Annotated in this window: 12 protein-coding genes and 1 pseudogene; 3 read left to right on the top strand and 10 right to left on the bottom strand. The window is 74.7% G+C overall.

The window, feature by feature from the left end; genetic code table 11:
• Together KS423_RS21195 and KS423_RS21190 are read right to left on the bottom strand one after the other, a co-directional pair.
• A partial coding sequence (locus tag KS423_RS21195) for a VOC family protein (RefSeq protein ID WP_224281142.1) occupies positions 1 to 614 on the bottom strand: 614 nt, incomplete at its 3' end.
• A gap of 93 nt (positions 615 to 707) precedes the next feature.
• Positions 708 to 1349, bottom strand: coding sequence for an alpha-ketoglutarate-dependent dioxygenase AlkB (locus KS423_RS21190; RefSeq protein WP_224281141.1), 642 nt, complete (start codon positions 1347 to 1349; stop codon positions 708 to 710).
• 60 nt (positions 1350 to 1409) lie between these two features.
• Here KS423_RS21190 and KS423_RS21185 point away from each other — a divergent pair, with 60 nt between their 5' ends.
• Positions 1410 to 2027 carry a hypothetical protein gene (locus KS423_RS21185; RefSeq protein ID WP_224281140.1) on the top strand — a complete coding sequence of 206 codons (618 nt, stop codon included), beginning with the start codon at positions 1410 to 1412 and terminating at the stop codon, positions 2025 to 2027.
• Between the two features lie 95 nt (positions 2028 to 2122).
• Positions 2123 to 2641: a universal stress protein gene (locus KS423_RS21180; protein WP_224281139.1), complete on the top strand. Its 519-nt coding sequence runs from the start codon at positions 2123 to 2125 to the stop codon at positions 2639 to 2641.
• A 7-nt stretch (positions 2642 to 2648) separates the two neighbouring features.
• Here the strand turns inward: KS423_RS21180 and KS423_RS21175 are convergent, their stop codons facing one another.
• From KS423_RS21175 to KS423_RS21135, 8 genes are all read right to left on the bottom strand, one after another.
• A complete protein-coding gene (locus KS423_RS21175; RefSeq protein WP_224281138.1) occupies positions 2649 to 4268 on the bottom strand; it encodes an amidohydrolase in 1620 nt (539 codons plus the stop codon).
• Positions 4265 to 5122 (bottom strand): PaaX family transcriptional regulator C-terminal domain-containing protein, encoded by an 858-nt coding sequence (locus KS423_RS21170; protein ID WP_224281137.1) that lies wholly within the window; start codon positions 5120 to 5122, stop codon positions 4265 to 4267. Before KS423_RS21170 ends, KS423_RS21175 begins: the two co-directional genes overlap by 4 nt.
• 142 nt (positions 5123 to 5264) lie before the next feature.
• The gene (locus KS423_RS21165; protein ID WP_308020224.1) at positions 5265 to 6017 is read right to left on the bottom strand and encodes an Asp/Glu racemase; all 753 of its coding nucleotides are present in this window, start codon (positions 6015 to 6017) and stop codon (positions 5265 to 5267) included.
• A 34-nt stretch (positions 6018 to 6051) separates the two neighbouring features.
• On the bottom strand, positions 6052 to 6945 hold the full coding sequence (locus KS423_RS21160; RefSeq protein WP_224281136.1) for a fumarylacetoacetate hydrolase family protein: 894 nt from the start codon (positions 6943 to 6945) through the stop codon (positions 6052 to 6054).
• 17 nt (positions 6946 to 6962) lie between these two features.
• Positions 6963 to 8090, bottom strand: a complete 1128-nt coding sequence (locus KS423_RS21155; protein ID WP_224281135.1) for a cupin domain-containing protein — start codon at positions 8088 to 8090, stop codon at positions 6963 to 6965.
• Positions 8087 to 9058: a carbon-nitrogen hydrolase family protein gene (locus tag KS423_RS21150; protein ID WP_224281134.1), complete on the bottom strand. Its 972-nt coding sequence runs from the start codon at positions 9056 to 9058 to the stop codon at positions 8087 to 8089. Before KS423_RS21150 ends, KS423_RS21155 begins: the two co-directional genes overlap by 4 nt.
• Positions 9059 to 9067: 9 nt before the next feature.
• A complete protein-coding gene (locus KS423_RS21145) occupies positions 9068 to 11437 on the bottom strand; it encodes an FAD-dependent monooxygenase (protein WP_224281133.1) in 2370 nt (789 codons plus the stop codon).
• Positions 11434 to 13461, bottom strand: a complete 2028-nt coding sequence (locus tag KS423_RS21135; protein ID WP_374119996.1) for an AMP-binding protein — start codon at positions 13459 to 13461, stop codon at positions 11434 to 11436. Before KS423_RS21135 ends, KS423_RS21145 begins: the two co-directional genes overlap by 4 nt.
• A gap of 314 nt (positions 13462 to 13775) precedes the next feature.
• Between KS423_RS21135 and KS423_RS21130 the strand changes: the two are divergent.
• Positions 13776 to 14286, top strand: a pseudogene (locus KS423_RS21130) (sensor histidine kinase); the annotation flags it as partial.

Raw genomic sequence — 14286 nt, 5'->3', positions numbered from 1 at the left:
CGGTCGGCGGTGCGGTCGGTGTCCTCGGTCGCGAAGTGCGCCAGCCAGCGGGCGCCCGCGCCGGAGGGGCCGATGCTGCACGCGGGGCGGCCCGCCACCCGGGCGAGCGTGTGGCCCGCCCGCGGCCGGTCGTAGGTGTAGCCGAAGACCCGGCGGTAGAAGGACCGGGCGGCGCCGGGGTCGGGGGAGAGGTGTTCGTTCCAGGCGAGCGTGCCCGGCTCGTCGACCAGGCCGGCGCCGTCGATGGTGCCGGCCCGCCAGAGCCCGAAGCGCGCGCCGAGCGGGTCGACGGCGAGCGCGGCTCGACCCTGCTCGGGCACCTCGTGTGGCTCTCGGGCGAGGTGCCCGCCGGCGGTCCGGACGACGGCGAGGGTGCGCAGCGGGTCGGGGCAGGCGAGGAAGGTGGTCCAGACGGCGGGCGGGTCGCTCGGCCGGGCCCGTTCGACGGCCGCGACCTGGGCGCCGTACCGGGTGGCCACCGCCTCGGCGGGGCCGGTCGGGACGAACTCCCAGTCGAACAGCGCACCGTAGAAGGCCTGTGCCCGTGCGGTGTCCGGCGTCGTGAGCACGACCCAGCACGGGACTCCGGCGCGGTAGATGCCCGGCTTCGGCATGCGGCCCTCCTGGCGGGCCCGGTGTCCGGTGCTGAGCGCCACCGGCCCCACTCGCCAGCCTCCGCGCCCGGCGGGTGCGCGGCAAGCGGGGGATCAGGACACTCCGTGCGGCCGGAACTGGATGCTGATCCGCGGGCCCACCGGGCGGGCCGTCTTGGGGATCGCGTGCTCCCAGGTGCGCTGGCAGGAGCCGCCCATCACCACCAGGTCCCCGTGACCGAGAGGATGGCGCACGACCGCCGCGCCGCCGGACCGGGGCCGCAGCGCCAGGGTGCGCGGCTCGCCGACGGAGAGGATCGCCACCATGGTGTCCTCGCGGGCGCCGCGCCCGATCCGGTCGCCGTGCCAGGCCACGCTGTCCCGGCCGTCCCGGTAGTAGCAGAGGCCGAGGGTGCGGAACGGCTCGCCCAGCTCCTCGGCGTAGTGCCGGCTCAGCGCCGCCCGGGCCAGGCCGAGCACCGGGTGAGGCGGCTCGGCCTGCGCCGGGTAGGAGGCCAGCAGGCGTGGGACGTCGACCGTCCGCTCGTACATCTCGCGGCGCTCGGCCCGCCAGGGCACGGTGGTGGCCAGCTGTTCGAAGAGCTCGTCCGCCCCGTGCAGCCAGCCCGGGAGCAGGTCCAGCCAGGCGCCGTCGCCGAGCGGCAGCCGGCGCAGGCCGTCGAGCGGGCCGAGGCGGATGCCGCTGTGGCCCGCGTCGTCGAACAGCGAGGGCTGGAGGTGGACGGTGCCGTGCATGAGGCCAGCGTACGCCGCCATTCGAACATATGCTCGAACAGAAAGGTCCAGGCTTTCGACATGGCGATCAACGGCTTCGGGGTGACCGAGTTCCAGCTGGTGCTGCTGCGCCGGATGGCCGACTTCCAGCCCGGGCTGGTCGAGGAGGCGGTGCGGCGGCTCGGTGCCACCCGGACCTCGATGCGGGAGGCCAACAAGCGCTGGCAGGCGATGGTCCGCGCGCCCCGGTTTCCGCGCGGCGCCGCCCGGTACGCCGCCGTGCTCGGGCCGGCCGAGGCGAGCGTGCCGCGCCGGATCGGGGACCTCGCCTGTGTCGCGCGGCAATGGACGCTACCGCTCTGGCCGGAGCTGCGCTTCGAGATCCTGCTCGGTCCGGCGGAGATCGGCGGGCCGCTGCTGAACGAGTGGCTGGTGCGGGCGGCGGGCGCCCCGGCGCCCGTGCTGCGCACGCTGGCCGACCTCGCGCCGTGGAGCTGCGTGGTGGGCGACGTGGGGGTCGCGTTCCCGCCCGCCGTGCCGCGCGAGGGGAGCGCGCCGACCAGGTTCCGGCTGGACTTCGTGGCGCCGGACGCCGACGGGCGGCTGCGCGCGTGCGAGGCCGACTTCACCTGGGGGCTGCTCCAGGAGGTCCGGCCGGTGGACGGCCGGGGCATGGATATGCCGAGCGATGCAAGGTGATATTCAGTGAATGCCTTCGATTTGCAGGCTAAGTGGCGACTGTGGCAGCCTAATCGCAGACATTGAAGAGTTTTGGCATCGGAAAGTGAAGGATCATGTCGGACGGCGCCCGCGTCATCGTCGGAGTCAGCGGTTCACTGCACAGCCTGACCGCCCTGCATCGGGCGGCCGAGGAGGCCCGGGCCCGGCAGGCCGTTCTGGTCCCGGTGCTCGCCTGGACGCCGGTCGGCGGCGAGCGCAACTACCGCGCCCGGCCGTGCCCGCCGCTGCTGCGGGCCTGGCAGGAGCTTGCCGAGGCGCGGATGGAGGGCGCACTGGAGCAGGCCTTCGGCGGCCTGCCGATCGGCGTGCCGGTGCGGCCGCTGGTCGTGCGCGGCGAGGCCGCGGCGGTGCTGACCGAGCTCGCCGACCGTCCGGGCGACCTGCTGGTGGTCAGCACCGGCGAGCAGGGTGGCCTCCGGGCCCGGACGCGTGGGCTGATGCGCCGCTCGGTCACCCGGCACTGCCTGAAGCGGGCCCGCTGCGGGGTGCTCGCCGTTCCGCCGTCCACGCTGCACGAGGACCTGCGTGCGCTGCACCGCGGCATCGACCTGCGGGAGCTCGTCGCGGCCTGACGGCGCGTCAACTGTGGTGCGTGGTAAGTCCACCCACCACCGTGCGGGTGGGTCGCAGCTCGCGCAGCGCGTCGACCGGGCAGTCCAGCGGATCGAGCGGCCACACCGTGAGGTCGGCGAACGCCCCCGGCCGCAGGCTGCCGCGCACCGCGCTCTCGCCGGTCAGCCGGGCCGCGTTCACGGTGTGCAGTGCGACCGCCTCGGCCCGGCTGATCGCGTGCTCCGGGCCGACCACTCCGGCCGTGGTGCTCCGGGTGGTCATGCCCCACACCGACACCATCGCGCCGTACGGGCCGACCGGGAAGTCCGATCCGCCGGTGATCAACGCGCCCTCGTCCAGCCACTCACGCAGCGGGAAGAGCGCGGCGGTGCGCTCCTCGCCCCACGCCCGCTGCTGGGTGGGCGCGCCGTCGTGCAGCAGCGGATGCTGGACCGTCACCGGGGTGCCGAGCGCGATCGCCCGGGCCCGCTGCTCGGGGCGGGCCAGGCCGCCGTGCTCGACCACCAGCGTGCCGGGCGGCAGGCCGGGGCGCCGCTCGGCCACCTGCTCGAAGACGTCCAGCAGCACGCGCAGCCCGCGGTCGCCCCAGGCGTGCACCCCGACCCGCCAGCCCCGCCCGACCACCCGGTCCACCGCCGCGAGCAGCTCGGCCGGCTCCCAGAGCAGCCGGCCGTGGTAGCACGGCTGCCCTTGGTACGGCTCCTCCACCGCGCCCGCCTCGAAACCGCCGTCGATGCCGAACTTGACGCCCCAGAGGCGCAGTCGGTCGTCGTCCCGGCCGGTGGCGCGCCAGTCGTCCATCCGGTCCAGCAACGCGTCCACCTGCTGCGGCGTGCGGGCGGCGAAGCCGGAGACCAGCGCCCGGACCCGAACGGCGAGGGCGCCCTCGGCCCGGGCGGCGTCCAGCACCGCGAGGTCCTCGACCGGGACCAGGCAGTCGCGGACGGTGCCGATCCCGGTGGCGGCGAAGTCGGCGGAAGCGGCGCGCAGCCCCTCGACCCGCTCGGCGAGGGTGGGGCGCGGCAGCACCCGCTCGACCAGCTCGACCGCCCGGTCGATCAGCCGGCCGGTGAGCCGCCCGCGCCCGTCGCGCTCGATCACACCACCGGGCGGTGCCTCGGTGGACTCGGTGATCCCGGCCAGCCGCAGCGCGGCGGAGTTGAGCACCATGTTGTACGCGCCGCGACGCACCAGCACCGGGTGCTCGGTGGTGGCCGTGTCCAACTCCCCGGTGGTGGGCATCCGTTGCTCGGCCAGCAGCACCTCCTGCCAGTTGACGGTGGTGTGGATCCACTCCCCGGCGGGGGTGCGGGCGGCGCGCTCGCGGATCAGGCCGAGGAACCCGGTGAGGTCACGGGCCCGGTGGACCGGCACGCCGTGGACGCTGTGCCCGGCCAGGATCAGGTGGGTGTGGGTGTCGTCGAAGGCGGGCAGGACGGTCGCGCCCGGGGCGTCCACCACCTCGGTGGCCGGGCCGATCAGGGCGTCCAGCCCGTCGGGCACGGGGGAGAGGGCGGTGATCCGGCCGCCGGTGACGGCGATCGCCCGGCGGGGCGGCTCGCCGGGCACCAGGGTATGCACGGCGGCGGCGCGGATCAGCAGGTCGGCGGGGGTGTGCCGGTTCATGGCCGCTCCTCGTGCGGTGCCGGGTCTCGCGGCACCAGACCGGTGACCTTCTCGACGTAGCGGAGGCTGGGCTCGGCGAGCAGCCCGTGCAGCTCGGTGAACACCGCCCGGGCCGGCACCGCGTTCCAGTCGGCGGGAAGCAGCTGCGCGGGCAGCCCCGGGTCCAGGTACGGCAGCCGGCGCCACCGGGTGAGCATCGGCACGTAGTCGCGGAACGCCTCGGCCGGGTCGACCGGCGACCGTCCGCGCAGCTCCTCGGCGGCCGGGCGCCAGGCGTCGGCGAAGGCCGCGTACTGCGCCTCGATCGCCGGGAGGTCCCACCAACTCGCCACCGCGGTGGGGAGGTCGGCGAAGCCGGCGTACTCGGCGGAGAGGAACAGATGGACGTAGGCGCTCAGCCCGAGCCGGTCCAGCAGCCGGCGGGCGTCCGGCAGCAGCCGGGCGGGCGCCAGCCAGACCCCGGGGGCGGCGTTGCCGAAGCCGAGCCAGCTCAGCCGGGAGCGCAGCTGGTGGCGGTGGGCGCGGGCGGACTCGGGCACCGAGAAGACCGCCACCACCCAGCCGTCGGCGAGTTCGGCGGGCTCCAGGCTGTGGAAGATCCGCCGGTCGCCCTCCTCGAAGACCGGCTCCATCGCCCGGGCGAGCCGGTAGCCGGTCCCCGCGCGGCGCTCCTGGAGCAGGGTGCCGGCCTTCTTCAGCCGGGACGTCGCCGAGCGGACGGCCGGGCCGTCGACGTCCAGCTCGGCCAGCAGCGCGATCAGGTCGGCGATGGATATCCAGCCGCCGAGGCGGCGGACGAACTCGCCGTAGACGGTGTGGATCAGGGAGCTCGGCCGAGGTGTGCTCTCGGACATGCGCGGGCCCTCCTCCCCGGCGACTGGTGGCGATCATAACGAGAGTGCCGGTCCGGGGGCGCGGAATCCTGCGCTTCCCGGGCGGCCGGGCGGTCGGGGCGGGTCCGACGGTTCCCGCGCGGCGCGAACCGTCGGACCCGCCCTATGCGTAGGCGCCGGAGAGCAGGTGTCCGGCGCCGGGGGCGAAGGCGGGCAGACCGAGGGCCCGCAGGAGCTGGTGGGCGGTGCAGACGGCGGCCGAGACCACCGGTTTGCCCAGTTGCTGCTCGGCCTCCTCGACGGCGGACAGCGAGGGCAGCTGCACGCAGGCCGAGAGCACCACCGCGTCCGCCTCGGCGTACGCGAGAGCGCGGGCGATCGCGGGCAGCAGGGCCGGGTCGTGGGCGGCGACGTCCAGGTTGTCGGCGATCTCCAGGGCGGCGTGATCGAGCACCTCGATGCCCTCCGCGGCGAGGTACTCGACCACCGTCCGGGCCAGCGGCCGCAGGTACGGGGTGACCATGGCGACCTTCGCGGCCCCGAGTTCGCGCAGCCCGGCGACCAGGGCACCGGCGCTGGTGACCACGGGCGCGGGGGCGCCGTTCTCGACGGTGCGCAGGTGCAGCCGCCGTTCGGCCTCGCGGTGGTAGCCGGGGCCGGTGGCCATCACGGCGACCAGGCAGGCGTACCCGATCACGTCCATCCGGGCATCCGAGAGCTCGGCGGCGCAGCGGTCGGACTCGGCGTCCATGGCGCGCAGTTGCTCGGGGGTGACCCTGGTCATCCGCATCCGGCTGGAGTGGAAGGTGAACCGCTCGGGGGCGACCGCCTCGCGGGCCCGCAGCAGGGCGGGGACCTCGGTCTCCATGGTGACGTTGGAGCTCGGGACGATCTGGCCGATCCGGTAGGTGGTCATCGGTTGCGGGCCCCCTTCGGTGGGCGTCGATCGGTCAGCGGGCGTCGATCACCGGGTTGGCGAGCGTGCCGATCCGTTCGATGGTGGCCTCGACCAGGTCGCCGGGCTGGAGGAACTGCGGGGGCACCATCCCGGCGCCGACGCCCGAGGGGGAGCCGGTGGCGATCACGTCGCCCGGTTCCAGGGTGACGCCGGAGGAGATGTCGGCGATCAGCCGGGCGACGCCGAACAGCATGTGGCGGGTGTTGGAGTCCTGCCGCAGTTCGCCGTTGACCTTCAGCGAGAGGTCGAGCCGCTGCGGGTCGGGGATCTCGTCGGCCGTCACCACGACCGGGCCGAACGGCGCGTAGCTGTCCTGGCCCTTGGAGAAGAACCACTGGCCGGAGCGGCGCTGGTCGCGGGCGCTGACGTCGTTGACGATGCTGTAGCCGAACACGTGCCGCAGGGCGTCCGCCTCGGCCACCCGGAAGGCCGTTGCGCCGATCACCACGGCGAGTTCGCACTCCCAGTCGAGCTGCTTGGTGAGGTCGGCGTTGTGCAGGATGGGCCCGCCCGGGCCGGTGACGGCGGTCGAGGGCTTGCCGAACAGCACCGGACGGTCGGGCAGTTCGCGGTCGGTGTCCAGCGTGCGGTGCGACTCGGCCACGTGTTCCACGTAGTTGAGGCCGACGCCGACGATCTTGCCGGGGCGCAGTGGCGCGCACAGCGAGACCTCGGCGAGCGGCCTGGTGGCCGGGGCCCCGGCGAGCAGTTCGCGGGCGGTGGCCAGGGCGGGCCCGCCGGCGCGGATCAACCCCAGGAGATCGGGGGGAAGTCGGGCTCCGGCGGCGGTGGCGAGGACGGCCAGGTCGGCGACCCGGTCGCCGTCGAGCCGGGCGCCGAGTCGCGGGGTGTCGGCGCCGTCGGCGCGGAAGGTCAGCAGGTGCATGGCGGTGGGGCTCCTGGTCAGGCGGTGGTGGTGGGCTGGTGCCCGTCGGGGTGGGCCTCCTCGCGGTACAGGCCGAGCGAGTGCATCACCGGGAAGTCGTCGAAGGAGAACAGGCAGGCGTCCTCGCCCTGGTCGAGGTTCGCGTGCTCGTGCCAGGCCCAGGACGGGACGACGAAGATGTCCCCCTGCTGCCACTCGAAGCGCCGGCCGGCGATCACCGAGGCGCCGCGGCCCTTGGCCGCGGTGTACACCACCGAGCCGGTGTGCCGGTGGGCGCGGGTGGCCTGGCCCGGGCGCAGCAGTTGCAGGTGGGCGGACATGGTCGGCATCACCGGGCCGCCGGTGACCGGGTTGGTGTACTCCATGATCACGCCGTCGTAGGGCGATCCCTCGGCGGCACGGGCGAGCCGGCACAGTGCGTGGTAGCTGGGTTCCCAGGGCCAGCCGAACAGCGGCGAGTAGGGCCGGGTCCACTTCTCGGCGCCGTACGGCAGCAGGTTGCCGCCGTAGCTGAGCAGCGAGGAGTTGATGACCGGCCCCGGCCGCTGGTACAGCTCCGGGTGGACCTCGTAGAAGTTGGCGTCGAGGGTGTTGACCAGCGGGATGTCCAGGCCGTCCTGCCAGATCACCGGCGCGTCGTCGGCCTCGTTGCCGTGCTCGTGCCAGGTGTTGTTCGGGGTGATCGCGAAGTCGCGCGGGCCGACCCTGAGCTTCTGCCCGTCCACGACGGTCCAGGCGCCGGTGCCCTCGTGGACGAAGCGCAGCGCGGAGGCCTGGTGGCGGTGCGCGGTCATCGCCTCGCCGGGGCCCATGATCTGCAGGCCGGTGTACAACAGTCCTACGGCGGCGCTCAGTTCGCGGCGGCCGGGGTTCACCAGCATCACCACCCGGCGGCCGGCGTCGTCGGCCTTCACCAGCGGCAGCGCCTTGCGCACCAGCGGGCGGAGGTCGGCGTAGCGCCAGAGCACCGGGACGGACTTCGGCTGCGGGTACCAGGGCTCGATCTCGTTCGCGACCGTCCACAGGGCGCCGGCCTCGTGTTCGGCCAACTCCTCGTAGTATGCGCGCAGTTCCGGGCTGTCGGTGACTCTGGACCGGCCGATCCGGTCGTCGTCGTGCTCGGGGGAGCGTTCGGGTCCGGTCATGCCTCCTCCTCGGGGAACACCAGCGGTCGCAGCGGGCGGTTGTCCACGTGCAGCCGGAAGACGTCGAAGCGGTTGTAGTGGCCGACGATGTCGTGCATCTGCTTGGGCTGGATGCAGCGGCCGAGGTCGATCTCGGCGTAGACGACGCCCTCCTCGTCCACCAGCGGTTCGGTGACGGCGCGGCCGTCCGGGCCGAAGATCCCGGACAGGGCGCTGTGCGGGCGGGCGAGCTGCTTGCGGACCTGCGGGTCGTCGCCGGCGAGCAGGTCCACCATCTCGGGCGAGACGGTGGAGCAGGAGACGACGGAGAACACCTTGCCCTCGAAGCAGTGGGCGGCGGTGCGCAGTGCGATCGAGTCCGCCATGTCGTAGTCCTCCGGGCCCACCGGCAGTGCGATGTAGCAGGCGGCGTGGACCAGTTCGCCCTGTGCCAGCAGGGTGAAGCGGGCCAGCGGATTGGTGTTCTCGCCGCAGGCCAGCGCGCCGAGCGGGCCGACGGTGGTGGGGTGCACCGTGAGGGTGCTGCCGTCGCCCTGCGCCCAGGTCAGCTTCTCGGCCCAGGTCGGCATCAGCTTGCGGTGCACGCTGAGCAGTTCGCCGTTCGCGTCGATGATCAGCAGGGTGTTGTACAGCAGTCCGAGGCTGTGCCGGCCGCGTTCGTTGATCCCGATCACCAGCACCACTCCGGCCTGCCGGGCGGCGGCGCACAGGGTGTCGACGTACGGGCCGGGGACGTCCACGGCGGCCCGGTACAGGCGCTCGTACCAGGGCGAGCCCTGCACCGGGTTCATCGTCCAGTTCCAGTACGGGTAGCCGGGCACGAAGACCTCGGGGAAGACCACCAGTTCGGCGCCGTGCCGGGCCGCCTCGTGGATCAGCGCGACGGCCTTGTCGACGGTGGCGGCCGGGTCCAGGTAGACCGGGGCGGCCTGGACGGCGGCGGCGGTGAAGCGGGGCAGGTGGGGCATGGTTCCTCGTCACTCCTCGGGAAGGGGTGGTGACCAGCGGCGGTGGACGGGCGCGGGCGGCTCGCGCAGCAGGTGCAGGCGCGGGGCGACCCGGTCGGCGTTCGGGCCCGGCGGTTTGCGGCTGCCCGCCCGCCAGGGCTCGGGCCAGCGGGCGCCCGGACCGGTGTGGCCCCGCTCGGTGGCGGCGTGCAGCGTCCAGAGCGGGTCGTACAGGTGGGCCCGGCCGACCGCGACCAGGTCGGCCCGCCCGGCCAGCAGGACGGAGTCGGCGTCGTCGTACCCGGAGATCGCGCCGACCGCGACGGTCGGCAGGCCGGTGGCGGTGCGGACCAGCTCGGCGAAGGGTGTCTGGTAGCCGCGCCCGTACGGTGGCCGCTGGTGCGCCACCACCTCGCCGGTGGAGACGTCCAGCGCGTCCGCCCCGGCCGCGGCGAGCGCGCGACAGATCGCCACGGTCTCCTCCTCGGTGGTGCCGCCGGGCGCCCAGTCGCTTGCCGAGATCCGCACCAGCAGCGGCCGTCCGGCCGGCCAGACGGCGCGTACCGCCGTCAGCACCTCCAGCGGTAGCCGCAGCCGGTGGGTGAGCGGGCCGCCGTAGTGGTCGGTGCGGTGGTTGGTGAGCGGGGAGAGGAAGGAGGAGAGCAGGTGACCGTGGCCGAACTGGAGCTCCAGCACGTCGAAGCCGGCCCGGGCGGCCCGCTCGGCGGCGGCCGCGAAGTCGGCGGTGACGGCGGCCGATTGGATGTCGTTCGCCTCGTGCGGCACCGGGCTGTCGGCGTCCCAGGGGATGGCCGAGGGGGCGATCAGCGGCCAGCCGCCGGCGAGCGGGCGCCCGATGCCGTCGGGGCCGGGAGCGGTGGACGCGCCCCGGCGGCCGGCGTGGGTCAGCTGGATGCCGAGCGGGGTGTCGCTCACCGACCGGACGGCGTCGCGAAGTTGGCGCCAGGCGGCCTCCTGGTGGTCGGTCCACAGGCCCGGGCACCGATCGGTGGCCCGGCCCTCGGGGCTGACCGCGGTCATCCCGGCGAGCACCAGCCCCGCGCCGCCGAGCGCGTGCCCGGTCAGCTGGGCCCGGTCGAAGCCGCTGGGCAGCGCGTCGGGGGAGGTGAAGGTGGCGAGCGGGGGCACCACGACGCGGTTGCGCAGCTCCAGCGCTCCCAGCCTCAGCGGCAGGAACATCGGCGGCGTCCCGGGCGAGCCGCCGAAGGCGGTGTCCACGGCGTCCACGAAGGCCGGGTCGCGGGCCCGCAGGCTGCCGTAGGTGACTCTCCGGCTGCGGGTGAGCAGGTTGAAGGCGAACTGGTCGGCGCCCTGCCCGGCCCGCCGCCCGATGGTCTCGAACCACTCCAGGCTGGCCTGTGCGGCGCGCTGGGTGGACTCCACCACCGGGCGCCGCTCGGCCTCGTAGCCCGCCAACGCCTCCTCCAGGGTGGGCTGTTCACTCAGTGCGGCGGCCAGGGCGAGGGCGTCCTCCAGGGCGAGCTTGGTGCCCGAGCCGATCGAGAAGTGCGCGGAGTGCGCGGCGTCGCCGAGCAGGACCACGTTGCGGTGGCGCCAGCTCGCGTTCCGCACCGTGGTGAAGCGGATCCAGCGGGAGGCGTTGGGGATCAGCCGGTGGCCGTCCAGGTGCCCGGCGAGCAGCTCCGCGCAGCGCCGTACGCTCGCCAGGTCGCTCTCGCCGCGCGCCGGCTCCCGTGCGGCGAGGGCCTCGAAGCCCGCGCGGCGCCAGGCGTCCGCGGCCGCCTCGACGATGAAGGTCGAGCGGGTGGCGCTGTACGGGTAGGCGTGGACCTGGAGCACGCCGAAGTCGTACTGCTCGACGATGAAGGTGAAGGCCTCGAAGACCTTGTCGGTGGCGAGCCACATGTAGCGGCAGTGGCGCTCGTCCAGTTCGGGGCGGAAGCTCTCCGGGTGGGCGGCCCGGGTGCCGGAGCGGATGCCGTCGGCGGCCACCACCAGGTCGTACTCGGCGGCCAGCCGGTCGACGGGCGGGGCCGGGGTGCGGTAGCGCACGTCCACCGCCAGCTCGGCGCAGCGCTGTTGCAGGATGGCGCGCAGCCGGTTGCGGTCCAGGGCGGCGAAACCGTGGCCTCCACTGGTGCGGACCTCGCCCGCGTAGCGGATGTCGATGTCGCTCCAGCGGGCGAACTCGGCGCTGATCGCGGCGAAGACGCGCGGGTCGGCCCGGGCGATGCCGTCGAGGGTCTCGTCGGAGAAGACCACGCCGAAGCCGAACTCGTCGTCCCGGGCGTCCCGTTCGAAGACGGTGAGCTCCCGGCCGGGTGCCAGCTGCTTGGCCAGGGCGGCGAAGTAGAGCCCGCCGGGGCCGGCGCCGATCACCGCGATCCGGCGGGCTGTGGAGGTGGCGGCCTCGTTCATGCGACCACCTCGGGCTGCTGCGGCCCGGCCTCCGCCAGGGTGCGGCGGACCTGCGTGGGCCACGGCTCGGCACCCCCGGCGTGCGGCGCGGCGTGCACCACCGACATCCGCCCGCTGGCGGCCAGCCCGTGCGGGCCGTGCACCTCGAAGGCGTAGTGCAGCGAGGAGCCGCCGACCCGGACCACCCGCAGCTCGGTGCGGACCAGGTCGCCGAACCAGAGCCGCTCGCGGTAGTCGGCCTCGAAGTGCACCCGGGGTATCCGCCCGAACAGCTCGGCCAGCCCGAGCCGGCGCAGCAGGGCGGCCTCCGCCGCCTCGGCCCAGCGCTGCACGGCGGAGAAGTGGTAGTGCCCGGCGGCATCGGTGTCGGACCACTCCACCCGGCGCTCGACGGTGACGCTGGCCGGGGTCAGCGCGGCCCGTCGGCGCAGTTCGGCGCGGTGCAGCTTGCCGGTCGCGGTGCGCGGCAGCTCGGGCACGAACTCGACCGTCCGCGGGTACTTGTACGGCGCGATGGTGCGCTTGACGTGCTCCTGGAGCCCGTGCGCCGTCTCCGGCGCGGCGGATACGCCCGCACGCAGCACCACGTACGCCTTGACCACCGCGCCGCGCCGCTCGTCCGGCGCGCCGACCACCGCGCAGTCGGCCACGTCGGGGTGGGCGGCGAGCGCCTGTTCCACCTCGGGCCCGGCGATGTTGTAGCCGGCCGAGACGATCATGTCGTCGTTGCGCGCCCGGAACCAGAAGTAGCCGTCGCTGTCCCGGACGTAGGTGTCGCCGGTGACGTTCCAGCCGCCGCGGACGTACTCCCGCTGGCGCTCGTCGTCCAGGTAGCGGCAGCCGGTCGGGCCCTTGACGGCGAGCAGCCCGGGCTCGCCGTCGGGCACCGGGCGGCCCTGCCCGTCCAGGACCGTGGCCCGGAAGCCGGGGACGGGCCGGCCGGTGGATCCGGGGCGGCTGTCCCGGTCGGCGGCCGAGACGAACACGTGGAGCAGCTCGGTGGCGCCGATGCCGTCGATCAGCCGCTGTCCGGTGGCCGCGTGGAAGGCCTGCCAGACGGCGGCGGGCAGCGGCTCGCCCGCGGAGACGCAGCGTCGCACCGCGGCCAGCCGGTCGGCCAGGCCGGCGGCCAGGATCGCCCGGTAGGCGGTCGGCGCGGTGAACAGCACGCTCACCCCGTGCCGGCGGACCTGTTCGGCGAGCTGTTCGGGGGTGGCCTGTTCCAGCAGGAGGCTGGCGGCGCCCGCCCGCAGAGGGAAGACCAGCAGGCCGCCGAGGCCGAAGGTGAAGCCGAGCGGAGGGGTTCCCGTGAAGAGGTCCTCCGAGGTGGGGCGGAGCAGGTGCCGGGAGAAGGTGTCGGCGATGGCGAGCACGTCGCGGTGGAAGTGCAGGGTGGCCTTGGGGCGGCCGGTGGTGCCGGAGGTGAAGGCGATCAGCGCGACGTCGTCGGCGGCGGTCGGGACGGCGGGGAAGCCGGTGGGCTTGGCGGCGCAGCGGGCGGTGAGGTCCTCGGGGCCGGTGCCGCCGTAGCGCAGGACGCGCAGGCCGGGGGTGCGCGCCCGGTCCAGCTCGTCCAGGAACCGGTGGTCGCACAGGGCGAGGACGGGCCTGGCGATGCCGTGCAGCTCGGTCAACTCGGCGGCGCGCAGCAGCGGCATGGTGGTGACGGCCACCCCGCCGGCCTTCAGCACGCCGAGCCAACAGGCCGCCAGCCAAGGGGTGTTGGGGCCGCGCAGCAGGACCCGGTTGCCGGTGACGAGGCCGAGGTCCTCGGTCAGCAGACGGGCGATCCGGTCGGCGTGGTCGCGCAGCTCGCCGTAGGACCAGTGCCCGGTGGGGGTGAGCAGGCAGCGGCGGTCCGGGCCGAGGCGTTCGATGGTGTCGTCGAGCAGGGCGGCGGCGCAGTTCAGGCGGTCGGGATAGGCCAACTCCGGGAGTTCGAAGAGGAGTTCCGGCCACTGATCGAAGGGTGGGAGGTGGTCTCGACAGAACGTGTCCACGTGCGCTGAGGGGGAGAGCTCCATGGGCGGGCACCTCGTCGTGCGAGCGGGGAGTGAGGCCAGTATGGCGGGTCGGTGACGTGAGTCAAGAGAGCGATACATGCATTCGGGCGACGGCCCCGCCGGCGCTCCCCGGGTGGCCCGGCTCCGCGCCGGCGCCCGCTGCGGCCGGGTGGCGCGGTCCATGGCTTCGACGGTGGGCGGCGCCGGGGCGGCCCGGTGTGGGCCTGGACCCACGACGGGGTGGGGCCGGCCACACTCCTCGGCCGACCCGGGCAGCGACGGGCTCCGCGGGGTGCAGAGTGGGAGCATCGAACGAAGAGCGAGGGGCGGGGGCAGTGAGACAGCCGGTTTCATGGGTCGAACGCGTGGGGGTGGGGTTCGTCCGGGCGTGCGCGGTGGCGGCCGTCACCCTGCTGATCCCGGCGGTGTGGGCCGCCGCCGTGGCCCTGGGCATCCGGTGGGGCCCGGCCAACCCGTGGTCGTGGCTGCTGCCCGTGGTGCTGGTGGGCACGGGCACGCTCGCGCTGGCCCGTCCGGTCTGCCGGGCGGTCCGCTTCCTGGTCGAGCGGTGGACCGGCACCGCCGTCCCGGCCGGCTACCGGACGGCCGGGCCGGTCACCCGGATGTCCACCGGCCACTGGTGGAACGGGTACGCGTACGAGCGCAGCCGCCGGGACGCCGTCATGGACCAGTCCTGGCGGCTCTGGTGGAGCGACCCGGCCACCTGGCGTGACCTGCGGTTCACCGGGATCGCCCCGTTCGCGGCGGGCCTGGCCGCGGCGCTCCCGCCGGCCGCGGCGGCGGTGGCGGTGCTCGGACTGCTCCGGCCGGAGCCGGTGGCCCGGG

Origin of the sequence: Streptomyces sp. LS1784 (assembly GCF_020103755.1) — a bacterium.
Taxonomy (GTDB): domain Bacteria; phylum Actinomycetota; class Actinomycetes; order Streptomycetales; family Streptomycetaceae; genus Kitasatospora.
Note: the sequence above shows the minus strand (reverse complement) of the source record. Positions and strands in the feature narration are given on the sequence as shown.